The organism is Vibrio sp. Vb0598, assembly GCF_033338935.1.
In the GTDB taxonomy this organism is placed as follows: Bacteria; Pseudomonadota; Gammaproteobacteria; order Enterobacterales; family Vibrionaceae; genus Vibrio; species Vibrio alginolyticus.
Map to the genome: position 1 here is coordinate 162,954 of NZ_JAWOTP010000008.1, position 17,010 is coordinate 179,963.

A 17,010-nucleotide genomic window follows, 5' to 3' on the forward strand; every position below is an offset into this window, starting at 1 on the left:
TTTTGTCATTAATTAAACATAGCGATAGCTTGAGTTGGTTCAACGTATTCCAAGTCAAAGCTTTCTGCTACTTCTTTACACGTTACTTTTCCGTGAATAACGTTTAGACCTTCAAGGAAGCCTTTATCTTCTAGAAGTGCTTCGCGGTAGCCTTTATTTGCTAACTTCACGATGTATGGAAGTGTAGCGTTGTTGAGTGCAAATGTTGAAGTGCGAGCAACTGCGCCAGGCATATTTGCTACACAGTAGTGAACCACTTCATCAACGATGTAAGTTGGATCTGCGTGAGTTGTCGCGTGCGAAGTTTCGAAACAACCGCCTTGGTCAATTGCCACGTCAACCACTGCCGCACCAGGCTTCATCTTAGCAATGTGCTCTTTAGTGACCAGTTTAGGTGCTGCTGCGCCAGGAATTAGAACGGCACCGATAACAAGGTCCGCTTCTAGAACATGCTTCTCGATAGCGTCTTCAGTAGAATAAACCACTTTTGCGCGACCTTGGAATTCTTCGTCAAGCTTACGAAGTGTGTCTACGTTACGGTCTAGAATAGTGACGTCAGCGCGAAGGCCAACCGCCATACGAGCAGCGTTTGCACCAACAACGCCACCACCAACGATAACGACTTTTGCAGGTTCAACACCAGGTACGCCGCCTAGGAGTAGACCACGACCGCCGTGCGATTTTTCCAACGTTTGCGCGCCAGCTTGGATAGACATCCGACCTGCCACTTCTGACATTGGTGCTAACAGTGGCAAACGACCCATATTATCTGTTACAGTCTCATAGGCTATACAGACAGCTTTGCTCTTGATTAGCTCATCAGTTTGTGGAAAATCTGGTGCTAGGTGTAAATAAGTAAATAAAATTTGCCCTTCGCGGAGCATTGCTCTCTCTACTGCTTGGGGTTCTTTTACTTTTACAATCATGTCTGCTTGCGCAAATACGTCAGCAGCATGAGGGAGAATGGATGCGCCGACAGCGATGTAATCATCGTCTGAAAAACCAATGCCGGCACCTGCATTGGTCTCAACTAAAACTTGGTGACCATGTGAGATGAGTTCTCTCACGCTAGCTGGGATCATACCAACACGATATTCGTGATTCTTGATTTCCTTAGGTACGCCAATGATCATCCTGTATCCTCTTTCTATAATGGTTGTATTAACTGTTAGTAGGGTGTTATTGTCGAATTAATAACTAGTATAGTTATAGATTTGTAAAATTTGGCACCAAATATTAAAAAGTTGTAGTATATTTTTTTGCAAGGAAGTAATAAGGTGGAATAAAAAATGGCAGACAACTATAAAAAGCCGTCCAAGGAACTAGACCGTATCGACCGCAACATTCTTAATGAGCTGCAGAAAGACGGTCGTATTTCAAACGTTGAGCTTTCAAAACGTGTGGGACTTTCTCCAACGCCATGTTTGGAGCGTGTACGTCGCTTAGAGCGTCAGGGTTATATCACAGGGTATACTGCATTATTGAATCCGCAGTTCCTGGATGCATCACTATTAGTATTCGTTGAGATTACGCTAAACCGTGGTGCGCCGGATGTGTTTGAGCAGTTTAACTCAGCTGTTCAAAAGCTAGACGACATACAAGAGTGTCATCTTGTTTCAGGTGACTTTGACTATCTTCTTAAAACCCGTGTATCAGATATGGGTGCTTACCGCCGACTATTGGGCGATACGTTACTACGTCTACCTGGCGTAAATGACACTCGCACATACGTTGTTATGGAAGAAGTGAAACAATCTAACCAGCTTGTGATCAAAACTCGTTAATTTCTTGCAAAGAAAGCGGTATATGCTTCCGCTTTCGCCAGAGAGTAATTGGGTTTTTCTCCTTGATATGGTTAAATCAATTTACCGAGCGGCTTGATGCCGCTCGGAATGTTTTGCAATTTCCTATTTCATTTCCATATTCAAGTTGATTTATGTTCAAAGAGAACGCAAAGAAAGTCGAAACCATTATCAAAACCAGTGAAGAGCCCCAGTCTTCACGCTTAAATGGCTTCCAACGCTTAAAAGAGTGCTGCTTTATCGTTGGCGTTCTTAGCTCGGTATTGCTTGCGGTTGCACTATTTACCTTCAGTCCGGCCGATCCTTCTTGGTCCCAAACCGCATGGGGAGGGGATATCGATAATGCTGGTGGCCTTTTCGGCGCTTGGCTAGCCGATACTCTATTCTTCACATTTGGCTCTCTCGCTTACCCAATCCCTTTCTTGCTAGCGGCGGCTGCATGGGTGATTTGCCGTAAACGAGGAGAAGATGAGCCCATTGATTTCATGCTATGGGGTACAAGGCTGCTCGGTCTTGTCGTCCTTATTATGACCAGTTGCGGTCTTGCCGATATTAATTTTGATGACATTTGGTATTTTTCATCCGGAGGTGTGGTCGGGGATGTGTTGTCTAGCCTCGCTTTACCTACATTAAATGTACTCGGTACCACATTGGTACTGCTGTTCTTGTGGGGAGCGGGCTTTACGCTCTTCACTGGCATCTCATGGCTTAACATCGTGGAATGGCTTGGTGATCGTGCATTAGCACTAATTGCCGCGCTTGCAAATAAGGCAAGAGGTTCAGAGCAGGAAGTTTTAGAACCTCAGCTTGATGAGTTTGTAGAAGATAAAGTCTCTACGCCTAAACATAATGTAGACCATGAAATTGATGATGAGCCGCTTCCTCATTTAACGGCGTACGATGTCGATGAACCGAAAGAGTCGGCGCCAGCGCATGAGTATCCTATTTATATGCCGCAAGCTAAACCTGATAAGCCTGCGGAACAGGCGATGGTAGAACCGACTCCACCACAACGCAAGGCTACGGTTAATGCTGCGCCAGTTTATTCTGAACCTGAGCCTCAAACACAACCTATCCATACGGTTAACACTGATAACGTTGATCCGCTCTTGGAACGCACCAAGCAACTGAATGTTACGATAGAAGAGCTTGAAGCAGCGGCGCAACAAGCAGATGACTGGGGAACTGAAGAACAGGCTGCCCCATCATTTGCAGACACTTATTCTTCCTATGTCGAGCAACATACAGCTACAGAAGAACCGATCAGTGTTGAACCAGATTATGCGGAGTACGAACAATTTGAAGCAGAGCAAGTACAGCAGCCAAGTATTGAGCATCCTGTACATGAAGAGCCTGCAATTGATTCTGCTGTATTAGATAGCATCACGGCGCAAACGGAATCGAGCCAACATATTGAGCCTACGATCTCTGACTTTGATGTGTTAGATGATGAAGACGAAGTGGAGTCTCAGCCTGCGCAGCAAGTACAGCCAACAACGCCTCATCAGCAAGTTGCAACACCTTCAACAACATTTGAACCTGCACCTCAAAAAGTGGAGGTAGAAGAGGTCCAAGACAACGACCAAGACGTTACCGCATTCCAAGATATGGTTTCCAATGCGCAAGCCAAAGTCGCTGCAACACAGAACCCATTTTTGGTACAGAAAGAAGAAAACTTGCCAGTTCCGGAAGAGCCACTCCCAACGCTCGAGTTGCTTTATCATCCAGAAAAACGTGAAAACTTTATCGACCGTGATGCGTTAGAGCAGGTCGCTCGATTGGTAGAGAGCAAACTCGCTGACTACAAAATCAAAGCCGATGTGGTTGGTATTTATCCTGGTCCAGTGATCACTCGTTTTGAGCTTGATTTGGCGCCGGGGGTGAAAGTAAGTCGTATTTCTGGTCTTTCAACTGACTTAGCGCGTGCATTGTCTGCGATGGCGGTACGTGTCGTGGAAGTAATCCCTGGCAAGCCTTACATCGGTTTGGAACTGCCAAACATGAGTCGTCAGACGGTCTATTTATCTGATGTCATCAGTAGCCCTCAGTTTGAGCAAGCAACGTCACCAACAACGGTTGTGTTAGGTCAAGACATTGCGGGCGAAGCTGTGGTGGCCGATCTTGCGAAGATGCCTCACGTGTTAGTAGCAGGTACAACAGGTTCTGGTAAGTCGGTGGGTGTGAACGTGATGATTTTGAGCATGCTGTATAAAGCAGGTCCAGAAGATGTACGCTTCATCATGATTGACCCGAAAATGCTAGAGCTTTCTATTTATGAAGGTATCCCTCATCTTCTTTCTGAAGTTGTGACTGATATGAAAGACGCATCAAATGCTCTACGTTGGTGTGTGGGCGAGATGGAACGTCGTTACAAATTGATGTCGGCATTAGGTGTACGTAATGTGAAGGGCTTCAACGAAAAATTGAAGATGGCAGCAGAAGCGGGCCACCCAATCCATGACCCGTTCTGGCAGGAAGGCGACAGCATGGATACTGAACCGCCATTGCTAGAAAAGCTGCCTTACATCGTCGTTGTTGTTGACGAATTTGCTGACCTGATGATGGTGGTAGGTAAGAAAGTTGAAGAACTGATTGCTCGCTTGGCGCAAAAAGCGCGTGCGGCAGGTATTCACTTAATTCTTGCGACTCAGCGTCCATCGGTTGACGTTATTACCGGTCTAATTAAAGCGAACATTCCAACTCGTGTTGCGTTTACGGTATCGACTAAAACGGACTCTCGTACAATCCTAGATCAAGGCGGCGCAGAATCACTACTTGGTATGGGTGATATGTTGTATCTACCGCCGGGATCAAGTCATACAACTCGTGTTCACGGTGCATTTGCATCAGATGATGATGTTCATGCTGTTGTAAACAACTGGAAAGCGCGTGGTAAACCGAACTACATTGAAGAGATCATCAGTGGAGATCAAACTCCAGAAAGTCTATTGCCAGGTGAGCAAATGGAAGCGGATGAAGATGTAGACCCGCTCTTCGATCAAGTTGTTGAGCACGTGGTTCAATCACGTCGAGGTTCGGTTTCCGGTGTTCAGCGCCGATTTAAGATAGGTTACAACCGTGCCGCCCGTATTGTAGAGCAGCTTGAAGCGCAGGGCATCGTAAGTGCTCCGGGTCATAACGGTAACCGTGAAGTACTGGCACCTGCGCCACCAAAAGATTAATGAACTTGTGTTACTCACCTCAGTCCAACTGAGGTGAGTGGTTCTAATAATAGGTATCTGAATGAAAAAACTATTTTCAGCGAAACTTTTCTCCGCGCTTGTTTTAAGCTTTTCCCTCTTCTCTACTGCACACGCAGCATCTCCTAAAGATGAATTAAACAAACGCCTTTCTATGAATGATGGCTTTAGTGCAGATTTCTCTCAGCAGGTTATCAGCCCTGAAGGCGAAACGGTGATGGAAGGAGAAGGTACGGTTGAAATTGCCCGCCCAAGTCTGTTCCGTTGGAGTACAACATTCCCTGATGAGAACCTATTGGTCTCTGACGGTAAGACATTGTGGTACTACAGCCCATTCATCGAGCAAGTGAGCATCTACTGGCAAGAGCAAGCAACAGAGCAAACGCCATTTGTTTTGCTAACGCGTAACCGTGCAAGTGATTGGAATAACTACAAAATATCTCAAAAAGGTGACCAGTTCACTCTCATTCCTACCGCAGTAGACTCCACACAAGGTCAATTCCAGATTAATATTGATGCCAAAGGTGTCGTGAAAGGCTTCAACGTGGTTGAGCAAGACGGTCAAAAAGGTTTGTTCACCTTTAACAACGTGAAGCTGGGTAAACCAAAAGCAGACAGATTCACATTCACAATTCCAAAAGGTGTGGAAGTGGATGACCAAAGGAATTAATTGGTAGTGAGTAATTACACATTAGATTTCTCGGGGGACGAAGATTTTCGTCCCCTTGCTGCTCGTATGAGACCGGAAACAATCGAGCAATACATCGGACAGCAGCACATTTTAGGCCCTGGTAAGCCACTGCGCCGTGCGCTAGAGGCGGGTCACATTCACTCTATGATCCTTTGGGGACCACCAGGCACAGGCAAAACGACATTAGCGGAAGTGGCTGCAAACTATGCCAATGCTGAAGTCGAGCGTGTGTCTGCGGTAACGTCTGGTGTGAAAGAAATCCGTGCTGCAATCGAGAAAGCACGTGAGAACAAAATGGCGGGCCGCCGCACCATCTTATTTGTGGATGAGGTGCATCGCTTCAACAAATCTCAACAAGATGCGTTTTTACCGCATATCGAAGATGGCACGGTTACCTTTATTGGTGCGACGACAGAAAACCCATCGTTTGAGTTAAACAACGCATTGCTGTCACGTGCACGTGTCTACAAGCTAACGTCTCTCGATAAAGATGAAATCTCACTGGCGCTGAATCAAGCGATCAGCGATAAAGAACGTGGCTTGGGTAACACACCTGCACACTTCGCTGATAACGTATTAGACCGCCTAGCAGAACTGGTAAACGGTGACGCTCGCATGTCTCTCAATTATCTTGAGCTGCTCTACGACATGGCAGAAGACAATGCGCAAGGTGAAAAAGAGATCACGCTTAAGTTGCTTGCGGAAGTAGCAGGGGAGAAAGTCTCTCGCTTTGATAACAAAGGTGATATCTGGTACGACTTAATCTCTGCGGTCCACAAGTCGATTCGTGGCTCTAACCCAGATGCGGCGCTTTACTGGGCTGCACGTATGATTGCAGCGGGATGTGATCCTCTTTACATTGCCCGTCGATTACTTGCGATAGCATCGGAAGATGTCGGCAATGCGGACCCTAGAGCCATGCAAGTGGCACTCTCCGCGTGGGACTGTTTTACGCGCGTTGGTCCAGCAGAAGGTGAACGTGCGATTGCACAGGCGATCGTGTACTTAGCGTGTGCGCCAAAAAGTAACGCGGTGTATACAGCATGGAAACAAGCGCTCACGGACGCTCATAACTTACCTGAATATGAAGTGCCGCATCACCTTCGAAATGCGCCAACCAGTTTGATGAAAGACATGGGTTATGGGGCTGAGTATCGTTATGCTCACGATGAGCCTGGTGCTTACGCAGCAGGTGAGCAATATTTGCCACCTGAAATGGGCGATCGTAGGTACTATCAGCCGACAAATCGTGGTCTAGAGACCAAAATCGGCGAAAAGTTAGATTACTTGGCTACTTTAGACGCAAATAGCCCACAAAAGCGCTATGAAAAGTAGGCGTTTTTGGATACATTTGTTCAGTAAATTTTTTTAACGCGTACGCTTGGAAAGTGCGCGTGATTTCACAACAAAAAGCATAGGATTAACAATGCTGGATTCTAAATTACTTCGTACAGAGCTGGATGAAACAGCTGCTAAACTGGCGCGTCGTGGCTTTAAGCTAGACGTAGATACTATTCGTAAACTTGAAGAACAACGTAAGTCCATTCAAGTAGAAGTAGAAAATTTACAATCCACGCGTAACTCCATCTCCAAGCAAATCGGCCAAAAAATGGCGGCTGGCGACAAAGAAGGCGCAGAAGAGATCAAGAAACAAATCGGTACGCTAGGTAGCGATCTTGATGCGAAGAAAGTTGAACTTGAGCAAGTAATGGCTCAACTAGACGAATTCACGCTTTCTGTACCAAACATCCCAGCAGATGAAGTGCCAGATGGCAAAGATGAAAACGACAACGTTGAAATCTCTCGTTGGGGTGAGCCAAAGTCTTACGACTTCGAACTGAAAGATCACGTTGACCTAGGCGAAATGGGCGACGGTCTAGACTTCGCCAGTGCAGTTAAGATCACTGGCGCACGTTTCATCGTGATGAAAGGCCAATTCGCTCGTCTACACCGTGCAATCGCTCAGTTTATGCTAGATCTTCACACTGAAGAGCACGGCTACACAGAAATGTACGTACCTTACCTAGTAAACTCTGACAGCCTATTCGGTACTGGTCAGCTTCCTAAGTTCGGTAAAGATCTTTTCCACACTGAGCCTTTAGCGGAAAAAGTAAACGACGAAGAGCCTCGTAAACTGTCTCTAATCCCTACTGCAGAAGTACCTGTAACGAACCTAGTTCGTGACACGATTTCTGACGAAGCGGATCTACCAATTAAGATGACAGCGCACACGCCATGTTTCCGCTCAGAAGCAGGTTCTTACGGTCGTGATACTCGTGGTCTGATCCGTATGCACCAGTTCGACAAAGTTGAGCTAGTACAAATCACTAAGCCAGAAGATTCAATGAACGCACTAGAAGAGCTAACAGGTCATGCTGAGAAAGTTCTACAACTTCTTGAGCTTCCTTACCGTAAAGTGGTTCTATGTACAGGTGACATGGGCTTTGGCGCTCGTAAGACTTACGACCTAGAAGTTTGGGTTCCTGCTCAAGAAACTTACCGTGAAATCTCTTCATGTTCTAACATGTGGGACTTCCAAGCTCGTCGTATGCAAGCGCGTTTCCGTCGTAAAGGCGAGAAGAAACCTGAGCTTGTACACACGCTTAACGGTTCTGGTCTTGCTGTAGGTCGTACAATGGTTGCTATCCTAGAAAACAACCAAGAAGCAGACGGCCGCATTGCAATCCCTACAGTACTTCAGAAGTACATGGCGGGCGCAACGCACATCGGTTAATTCATTAACCACTAGAACACCAAAACCCAGCCTTAGTGCTGGGTTTTTTGTTATCTGCGTCGAGTGAAAATACGTTGTTATGTAATTAGCACACGTATTAGTGACGAACTCGCCCAGAATTTGGCAGTACGAGATAAATGATATTTTTCTAAGCGGCTTTTCACGTGACAAGCTAACGTCCTCATTTGTCTTTGTTGTGAAATGTTATGCCAGTAAATCATCTTTTATTACGTGTTATTTTTGCGTTTACCTTGCTCGTTTCCGGTAGGGTTGTCGCAAGCGAACTTATCCAGCCTCAATACTTAGATAGTGAGCGAACAGACCGCTTTTTCGCACGTGAGGTAGCGAAACCTTCCAAAGAAAATATAGATATGCGCAATTCATTCGACTGGGGCTATGAACTTGAATTGAGACGTGCGCCTGACAAAGAAAAATTGGTATCGAATTGCCAAGACTTAGCTAATGCAAGCTCAGCGGGTTTTACTGCGGCTAAAGCTTATGAATACGGTGCGTTTAAAGCGTATTTAACGCAGTGCCAAACATGGGGTGAGATGGCAAAGTTAGCTGCCTCTAAGCGCTCATATATATCGAAATTTAAGTTAGATGATAGCTTTCCTAGTTTAGCTCCAAGTGCGCTTGCTTTTGTTATTTCTAACGAAAGCGCTGAGAAAGTAAAGGCACTATCAACGTGGGATGAAGTGGACCGTATCCAAAGAACTCAGGTCGCCAGTCCGGTGAGAGCAGAGTACTTCGACGCGACCGATGGTTTTCAAGTCATTACGATTATGGCAAAAGGGGATTACAACGCTGACGGCATTGAGGATATCGTTATTGAGAAAGAGAATAGCGTACTCAGTGGCTCGTATTCTTCTTCACACGGCTATGTATTAACTCGCATGTCTGATCAAGCGCTATTTACTGTGTTGGCCGAATGGTAATGAAACGATTGGCGGTTATTTGTTTTTTAGGTGTAGCGATGGTGAGTACGTTTGCTGTCGCTGATACCTCGCCTAGAAAAGTCTTTGAATGTTCAGTAAACCAAACTATGAACTTTAGTATTTCGATAGATCAAGCTAAAGGCGGGCTTATCCTTTATAAGTCTATTGCGAATAAAAGCCCAGTTTTACAGCGGATAAAACCTCAAGATTATCGTGTCGAACATTACCATCGAGCATTGGTAGATGAGAAGTCACTGGAATTTAGTATTGGTGAGCGCGTCATATTAGTCAGTGAGTACTTTAGCGAGGAGTTTGATGAGGTAGAGAAGATACTCAGTGTTACTTTGATAGAGCCTGAGCAAACGCAGTATTTTGAATGCGAGGAAGGGAGTAGGAGTAACCTTGCATTGCTTTTCCGTGAGAGTACCGAATAATCTATTACAGAGTAATTATTACTAAAACGTAATAGTGTTTTCGAATTTATCCTAATTATCTTGCTATTTGTGATCGATATAATTATCCACCTTATCACGGTAAGTAGATTTTCTCATTCAAGTAACGAGGAGGGCTTATGGCCGTAGGGTGGGCAAATGACGATAGCGTCAGCCAACAAATTCAAAACACAATAGACGACGAGATTTCCCGTGTTCGTGGCAGTATCACAAAGGGTGAGAGCGCCCATTACTGCGATGAGTGTGGTGATGAGATTCCGGAAGCGCGTCGTCTTGCTATGAAAGGCGTTCGTTTGTGTATCGAATGTCAGTCAACAATCGAATTGGTGTCTCAACGCCAAGCATTGTTCAATAGACGAGCGAGTAAAGACAGTCAACTCCGATAACTTTACTGCTCTAATAAATAACGAGACGGTTTGAGTCTCATACTCAAACCGTTTTCATGTTCAATTGAACTATGAAGCGAAGCAGTCTTTACGTTGTAACGCAGCATCAATCGCATTCACTAACTTTTCAATATCTTCTGGCTTGCTGATGAACGGCGGCATCATATAAATCAGTTTGCCAAATGGACGAATCCACACTCCGTGTTCAACAAACAAGGCTTGGATGGCTTCCATATTCACAGGGAGATGCGTCTCCACTACGCCAATGGCACCTAACCAACGGGTGTTTTTCACCAACTCGTATTCTTCAAGTTTTGGCAGTAACTCAGAAAACAGTGCTTCGATTTGTTGGGTTTGCTGTTGCCAGTTACCTTGTTCAATCAATTCCAAACTTGCAGTGGCAACAGCGCAGGCAAGTGGGTTACCCATAAAGGTTGGACCGTGCATAAAACACCCAGCATCACCACCACAAACGGTATCCGCAACGTGTTTGCTCGCCAGGGTCGCAGAGAGAGTCATGTAGCCTCCAGTGAGTGCTTTCCCAACACACAGAATGTCTGGTTGAATATCTGCATGTTCGCAAGCAAACAACTTACCAGTACGCCCAAATCCGGTTGCGATCTCATCTGCAATTAATAACAAACCGTATTTGTCGCAAAGCCTACGCACGCCTTTGAGAAATTCTGGATGGTAGATACGCATGCCGCCCGCGCCTTGAACGATAGGTTCTAGGATCACCGCAGCAAGTTCTTGGTGGAGCGTTTCAATCTTGTGCTCGAAGTCGGTAAGGTCCTCTGGCTTCCATTCATCCCAATAACCACAAGTTGGTGACTCCGCAAAGATATGTTCAGGCAAAAAGCCTTTGTAAAGAGAGTGCATTGAGTTGTCAGGATCGGTAACCGACATCGCCGCAAACGTATCGCCGTGATAACCGTGTCGCAAAGTAAGAAACTTCGGTCGGCGTTCGCCTTTTGCATGCCAATATTGCAGTGCCATTTTTAAGCTGACTTCTACGGCAACGGAGCCTGAATCGGCAAGGAATACATGTTCAAGATTACTTGGGGCTAGGGATAGCAACTTCTTACACAAACTGATTGCTGGCTGGTGGGTAATCCCGCCAAACATCACGTGAGAGACCTGATCGATTTGCTGGTGAGCGGCTTGATTTAAATGCGGATGGTTGTAGCCGTGGATCGCCGACCACCAAGAAGACATGCCATCGACAAGCTCAGTACCGTCTTCCAATTTAATGTGAACACCACTTGCTGATGCCACTGGGTAGCAGGTCAGAGGTGTCAATGTCGAAGTGTAAGGATGCCAGATATGCTGGCGGTCGAAGGCGAGATCCATGTGCGATTCCAATAACAGTTAAGATTAAAAAATAAACAGATGTAAACTTTATTATTTTGTGTTGTGTTGACAGTTTATCGAGACTCAGTAGACTGTCAACACAACAACAAAAGTGACTAAAGGAATACACGTGGAAGTTCGTCATAACTGGACGCATGCTGAAGTGCGCGATCTCATGGAAAAACCATTCATGGATCTCCTATTCGAAGCGCAGCTTGTACATCGTCAATATCAACAAACCAACCATGTTCAAGTAAGCACGCTTCTGTCGATTAAGACAGGTGCTTGTCCAGAAGATTGTAAGTACTGTCCTCAGAGTGCTCGTTACACCACAGACATCGAGAAAGAGCGTCTGATGGAAGTAGAACGCGTACTCGATGCTGCGCAAAAAGCCAAAAATGCTGGTTCTACTCGATTCTGTATGGGCGCAGCATGGAAAAATCCAAAAGAGCGTGACATGCCGCATTTGACCGACATGATCAAAGGCGTGAAGAGCATGGGTTTAGAAACGTGTATGACATTAGGCATGTTGACGCCAGATCAAGCAAAACAACTGGCAACCGCAGGTTTGGATTACTACAACCACAACCTAGATACGTCTCCTGAATTTTACGGCAACATCATTACCACACGTACTTATCAAGACCGTTTAGATACTTTGTCTCATGTTCGTGATGCTGGCATGAAGATCTGTTCCGGTGGCATCATCGGTATGGGTGAAAGTGCTAACGACCGAGCAGGTTTGTTGGTTGAATTGGCTAACTTGCCGGTACACCCTGAAAGCGTTCCAATCAACATGCTCGTGAAGGTAAAGGGGACACCACTGGAAGAAGTGGATGATGTTGAGCCTTTCGATTTCATTCGCCTGATTGCGATTGCACGAATCATGATGCCTCAATCAGCCGTTCGTTTATCCGCTGGCCGTGAAAACATGAACGAACAAATGCAAGCGCTGTGTTTTATGGCGGGTGCAAACTCCGTCTTCTACGGCTGCAAGCTTCTGACAACGCCAAACCCTTCTGAAGACAAAGACATGATGCTGTTCAATAAGCTCGGCATTAACAGTCAAGAGGTGTCTCAAAAGCCTGATGAAATCGAAGAAAACGAGTTACTCGATCGCGTCGTAGAGCGCGTTGCTGCCCGTCCGACAAAAGACGACCTTTTCTACGATGCCAGCGTTTAAATCTCGTATCGAGTCCGCCCTTGCTGAGCGTAAAACGCAAGGGTTGAATCGTTCTATGAATGTGGTGTTTGCCGGTAACCAGTCCGTTTTGGAACACGAAGGCAGACGCTACATCAACTTCTCAAGTAATGATTATTTGGGCTTAGCCAATGACCAAGCGCTTGTTCGTGCTTGGCAGCAAGGTTTAAGCGTATATGGCAGTGGCAGTGGAGCATCACCGATGGTGACTGGCTTTAGTGCCGCGCACTGCAATTTAGAAGCCGCACTGACCGAATGGCTGGGTTACGATAGAGCAATTCTGTTTGGTTCTGGATTCAGTGCTAATCAAGCCTTGTTGTTCACCTTGTTAGAAAAGTCAGACGTATTGATCCAAGACCGTTTGAATCATGCTTCATTGATGGAAGCGGGGGCGTTGTCACCAGCTAAAATGAAGCGCTTTAAACATAACGACATCGAGCACCTAAAATCGCTGTTGAATAGCGAAGACAACCATCTAGTTGTGACTGAAGGGGTATTCAGCATGGACGGTGATTGTGCGCCGCTCAGCGATATAGCTGAAGCCACCCGCAGTCATGATGCTTGGTTTGCTGTCGATGACGCTCATGGTATTGGCGTTCTTGGTCAATCCGGTGGTGGCTCTTGCGAGCTTGCCGCGGTTAAGCCTGAGTTATTGGTCGTTACCTTCGGTAAAGCGTTTGGTATGTCTGGCGCGGCTATTTTATGTGACCACGCAACGGGGGACTTTTTAACTCAGTTTGCTCGTCACCATGTGTATTCCACGGCGATACCACCAGCACAAGCGTATGCGTTGACTCATGCAGTCTCGATGGTTCAAGAGCAGTCTTGGCGACGTGAAAAGCTCTCTGAGCTTAGTGAAGTGTATCGAGATAGCCTTAGCGACCTTGAGGGGTTTGTTGAGACTCAAACTTCGATTAAGCCCTTTTTGATTGGTGAATCTGAATTGGCTTTGCGAGTAGCAGGTGCTTGTCGCCAAAACGGTATTTGGGTGACTGCTATTCGCCCTCCGACGGTGCCTAAAGGAACGTCTCGTCTTCGAATCACACTCACTGCCAATCACACTAATGAACAAGTTAAAACGCTTTCAATCGCATTGAAGCAAGCATTAGGAGCGCTGTGATGGATAATGCAACTACCGCATTAGCGCAAACGCTCGCGTTAGAGAGTTTCCATCAAGATAAAGACGCGATTGCCTCTTCGTTTGGTAAAGCAGCAGAAACATACGATAAACATGCGGCTTTTCAACGTGATGTCGGGCATCAGCTGCTTGATAAACTTCCTGAAAACTTGACGGGAAAACGTGTATTGGATTTAGGTTGTGGCACGGGTTATTTCTCCCAACTACTTCAACAACGCGGTGCGGAAGTAGTCTGCGGCGATATCTCTCAAGCCATGTTAGATAAAGCAGAGCAGCGTTGTGGTACAGTACGAATGCATTACCAAGTTGCTGATGCTGAAAACTTACCATTTGACGATGATAGCTTCGATTACGTGTTTTCAAGTTTAGCGCTGCAATGGTGTACAGATTTAAGTTACCCACTAAAAGAAGTGCGCCGCGTGCTAAAAAATGGTGGGAAAGCATGGTTCTCTACACTGGTTGATGGATCACTGTATGAGCTGCGTGCATCATGGGAAAAAATTGATGCATATCAACACGTCAATAACTTTCTAACGCTCAATCAGGTAAAAATTGCGTTAGCGCAATCTCGATGTGACAGCCATCAACTAGACTTGACCACCATCACAGTTTGGTATGACTCTGCATTTTCAGTTATGCGTGACCTCAAAGGTATAGGTGCAAATCACGTAAGCGGGCGCTCACACGGTTTAACTAGTCGCGAGACTTTGTTAAAAGTTGAGCATGCGTACCAAGCGTTTAAAAACGATCAAGGTCTTCTACCTGCAAGTTATCAGGTTTGTTTTGGAGTAATACATCTATGATTGATGCTTTTTTTATTGCTGGTACGGATACTGATGTTGGAAAGACGGTAGCGTCTAAAGCCATTTTGCAAGCGATCGCTGCAAAAGGACTAAACACTATTGGTTATAAGCCAGTGGCAGCAGGGAGTGACAAGACTGAAGCCGGATGGCGTAACTCTGATGCTTTACACTTACAAGACGCCGCAACACTCGATGTGGCCTATGATGATGTGAACCCATACGCTTTAGAGTTGCCTGCTTCTCCCCACATTGCAGCGAAGCATGAACATGTCGAAATAAGTTACGATGTTCTGAGTCAAAAACTGGCTCAACATAAGCAGCAAGCCGATGTTGTTCTCGTTGAAGGTGCTGGAGGCTGGCGTGTGCCAGTATCCGATACGGACTGTTTATCTACATGGGTAAAAGAAGAGCAGTTACCTGTTGTACTGGTGGTTGGCATTAAATTAGGCTGTTTGAGCCACGCTTTACTCACAGCGGAGAGTATTAAAGCGGATGGTTTGAATCTTGTTGGCTGGGTGGCAAACCGCGTCAACCCTGGCACAGAGCACTACGCTGACATTATCGAGATGCTAGAAGCACGTATCGATGCACCTAAGCTTGGGGAAATTCCATATATTCCAAGTGCTAAACGCAAAGAGCTAGGCAAGTACATTAATGTAGAGCCGTTGCTAAACACTGACTAATGGTGTTTAGGATAAAAGACTAAAAACCCAAAGGGCTGCGCAATGCAGCCCTTTCTTGTTGGTGTAACCTAAAAAGTCAGATTACTTATCTTGGCTGAGCCCCATCAATGCTTGTTGTGTTTCTGCAACACGCTGAGACATATGATGATCGGTTGAAATACCAAGTTGTTGCTTTGCCTCGTCCTCTGAGATGCCTAGGTGACAACGTAGTAAATCAATAGCCATTTGATAGTCGTTAGTTTCTACCATGGTTTTTCCCTCAATACATGGAGTTTTTGAACTCACCCAATGCACTTTTTGCAATGTACTTAGAGTGGCTCTGTTTTGTTCATCTCATTCGAATTTAGCATGTCCATGTGGCCGCACAATAAGACCAAAGTCTATAGCAGAGCTAACGTACTGTTTTTGGTCTATTAAAAAATTTCTAGCTAAGTTGCTAAGAGGTGATAGATTTAACACCAAGATCATCTATCAATAGATGATGAGTAGCTCAGAGCTTATTTCATCATTTTGATAAATGTATATGAACGGAGGTTCCAGCTCCTACCAAAGCATGTTTTGAAATCGCTTGAATCAAATATTTCAGTCCCGAAAACAAATGTTGCAATTTATTGCTTAACCTTGTTTTTATCGCGGATAGACTATATCTATAACGCACGGAACATGAAAATCAACGGAATTGGCTTTTATAGCGATTACCATTTGTTCCTTATAACAATCCGTTTTAAAAAAACGATAAGCTTCCTCGGAGAAAAGTAATGAAGCGAATTATGTTATTCCTAGCAACTAACCTAGCTGTCGTGCTAGTGCTTAGTGTTGTTCTGAATATTGTTTACGCTGTAACTGGAATGCAACCAGGCAGTCTGTCAGGTTTACTTGTAATGGCTGCTGTATTTGGTTTTGGTGGCGCATTTATTTCGTTGATGATGTCAAAGGGTATGGCGCTACGCTCGGTTGGTGGTATGGTCATTGAAAGCCCGCGCAACGAAACGGAGCATTGGTTAGTCGAAACTGTGGGTCGTCAAGCTCAACAAGTGGGTATTGGTATGCCAACGGTGGCTATTTATGATTCACCAGATATCAATGCATTTGCGACAGGTGCAAAACGAGATGACTCTCTTGTCGCAGTTTCTACTGGTCTTTTACACAATATGACTCGTGATGAGGCAGAGGCAGTACTTGCACACGAAGTGAGCCATATTGCAAATGGTGATATGGTCACGATGACGTTGATGCAAGGTGTCGTGAACACGTTTGTTATCTTCCTATCACGCTTTATTGCCAATATCGTGGCGTCGAACGATGATGAAGAAGGCCAAGGTACAAATATGATGGTTTACTTTGGCGTATCCATGGTGCTTGAACTGGTATTTGGTTTCCTAGCTAGCTTCTTGACTATGTGGTACAGCCGTCATCGCGAATTCCACGCGGACGCAGGTGCAGCGCGCCTCGTTGGCAAAGAAAAAATGATTGCGGCTCTAGAGCGTTTGAAGGTGAGTCATGAATCTCAACTGGATGGCACCATGATGGCATTTGGTATCAACGGCAAGCAGTCGCTGACTGAGCTACTAATGAGCCACCCTCCGCTAGATAAACGTATTGCAGCGTTGCGAGGCCAGCAATACTAATTGT

16 protein-coding genes are annotated in these 17,010 nt (G+C 45.6%); 13 read left to right on the plus strand and 3 right to left on the minus strand.

From position 1 onward, the window contains the following. Positions 1 to 8: 8 nt before the first annotated feature. Positions 9 to 1,133, minus strand: a complete 1,125-nt coding sequence (gene ald, locus R7Q38_RS10890; RefSeq protein ID WP_005378241.1) for an alanine dehydrogenase — start codon at positions 1,131 to 1,133, stop codon at positions 9 to 11. 156 nt (positions 1,134 to 1,289) lie between these two features. On the opposite strand from ald, the gene lrp reads away from it, so the two are divergent. The 8 genes from lrp to R7Q38_RS10930 all read left to right on the plus strand — a co-directional run bounded on the left by lrp (position 1,290) and on the right by R7Q38_RS10930 (position 10,203). After that, a complete protein-coding gene (gene lrp / locus R7Q38_RS10895; RefSeq protein WP_005378234.1) occupies positions 1,290 to 1,784 on the plus strand; it encodes a leucine-responsive transcriptional regulator Lrp in 495 nt (164 codons plus the stop codon). 152 nt (positions 1,785 to 1,936) lie between these two features. Further along, the gene (locus R7Q38_RS10900; protein ID WP_239932369.1) at positions 1,937 to 4,984 is read left to right on the plus strand and encodes a DNA translocase FtsK 4TM domain-containing protein; all 3,048 of its coding nucleotides are present in this window, start codon (positions 1,937 to 1,939) and stop codon (positions 4,982 to 4,984) included. Between the two features lie 61 nt (positions 4,985 to 5,045). Continuing rightward, entirely contained in the window at positions 5,046 to 5,672 is a 627-nt protein-coding gene (lolA, locus tag R7Q38_RS10905) for an outer membrane lipoprotein chaperone LolA (RefSeq protein WP_005388103.1), read from the plus strand. Further along, positions 5,673 to 7,028, plus strand: coding sequence for a replication-associated recombination protein A (locus tag R7Q38_RS10910; RefSeq protein ID WP_242542049.1), 1,356 nt, complete (start codon positions 5,673 to 5,675; stop codon positions 7,026 to 7,028). A gap of 91 nt (positions 7,029 to 7,119) precedes the next feature. Then, positions 7,120 to 8,427 carry a serine--tRNA ligase gene (gene serS / locus R7Q38_RS10915; protein ID WP_005378225.1) on the plus strand — a complete coding sequence of 436 codons (1,308 nt, stop codon included), beginning with the start codon at positions 7,120 to 7,122 and terminating at the stop codon, positions 8,425 to 8,427. Positions 8,428 to 8,633: 206 nt separating this feature from the next. Next, positions 8,634 to 9,365 (plus strand): ATPase, encoded by a 732-nt coding sequence (locus R7Q38_RS10920; RefSeq protein WP_151514665.1) that lies wholly within the window; start codon positions 8,634 to 8,636, stop codon positions 9,363 to 9,365. Continuing rightward, entirely contained in the window at positions 9,359 to 9,799 is a 441-nt protein-coding gene (locus tag R7Q38_RS10925; protein WP_151514666.1) for a hypothetical protein, read from the plus strand. The genes R7Q38_RS10920 and R7Q38_RS10925 overlap by 7 nt, the downstream gene beginning before the upstream one ends. A gap of 137 nt (positions 9,800 to 9,936) precedes the next feature. Beyond that, on the plus strand, positions 9,937 to 10,203 hold the full coding sequence (locus tag R7Q38_RS10930) for a DksA/TraR family C4-type zinc finger protein (protein WP_005437185.1): 267 nt from the start codon (positions 9,937 to 9,939) through the stop codon (positions 10,201 to 10,203). Between the two features lie 69 nt (positions 10,204 to 10,272). Here the strand turns inward: R7Q38_RS10930 and bioA are convergent, their stop codons facing one another. Further along, positions 10,273 to 11,553, minus strand: a complete 1,281-nt coding sequence (gene bioA, locus R7Q38_RS10935) for an adenosylmethionine--8-amino-7-oxononanoate transaminase (protein ID WP_213905303.1) — start codon at positions 11,551 to 11,553, stop codon at positions 10,273 to 10,275. 130 nt (positions 11,554 to 11,683) lie between these two features. Here bioA and bioB point away from each other — a divergent pair, with 130 nt between their 5' ends. From bioB to bioD, 4 genes are read left to right on the plus strand one after another with little or no spacing between them, the layout of a single operon-like run. After that, complete coding sequence (bioB, locus tag R7Q38_RS10940) at positions 11,684 to 12,736, plus strand: biotin synthase BioB (RefSeq protein WP_151514668.1); 1,053 nt, start codon at positions 11,684 to 11,686, stop codon at positions 12,734 to 12,736. Then, positions 12,723 to 13,874, plus strand: coding sequence for an 8-amino-7-oxononanoate synthase (gene bioF, locus R7Q38_RS10945; RefSeq protein WP_318114216.1), 1,152 nt, complete (start codon positions 12,723 to 12,725; stop codon positions 13,872 to 13,874). The genes bioB and bioF overlap by 14 nt, the downstream gene beginning before the upstream one ends. After that, positions 13,874 to 14,695 carry a malonyl-ACP O-methyltransferase BioC gene (bioC, locus tag R7Q38_RS10950; protein ID WP_318114217.1) on the plus strand — a complete coding sequence of 274 codons (822 nt, stop codon included), beginning with the start codon at positions 13,874 to 13,876 and terminating at the stop codon, positions 14,693 to 14,695. The genes bioF and bioC overlap by 1 nt, the downstream gene beginning before the upstream one ends. Then, positions 14,692 to 15,378 (plus strand): dethiobiotin synthase, encoded by a 687-nt coding sequence (bioD, locus tag R7Q38_RS10955; RefSeq protein ID WP_005378217.1) that lies wholly within the window; start codon positions 14,692 to 14,694, stop codon positions 15,376 to 15,378. The genes bioC and bioD overlap by 4 nt, the downstream gene beginning before the upstream one ends. Before the next feature lie 81 nt (positions 15,379 to 15,459). Here the strand turns inward: bioD and R7Q38_RS10960 are convergent, their stop codons facing one another. Continuing rightward, positions 15,460 to 15,663, minus strand: a complete 204-nt coding sequence (locus tag R7Q38_RS10960) for a hypothetical protein (protein WP_054575128.1) — start codon at positions 15,661 to 15,663, stop codon at positions 15,460 to 15,462. Positions 15,664 to 16,136: 473 nt separating this feature from the next. Here R7Q38_RS10960 and htpX point away from each other — a divergent pair, with 473 nt between their 5' ends. Further along, on the plus strand, positions 16,137 to 17,006 hold the full coding sequence (htpX, locus tag R7Q38_RS10965) for a protease HtpX (protein WP_005388085.1): 870 nt from the start codon (positions 16,137 to 16,139) through the stop codon (positions 17,004 to 17,006). Positions 17,007 to 17,010 lie beyond the last annotated feature (4 nt).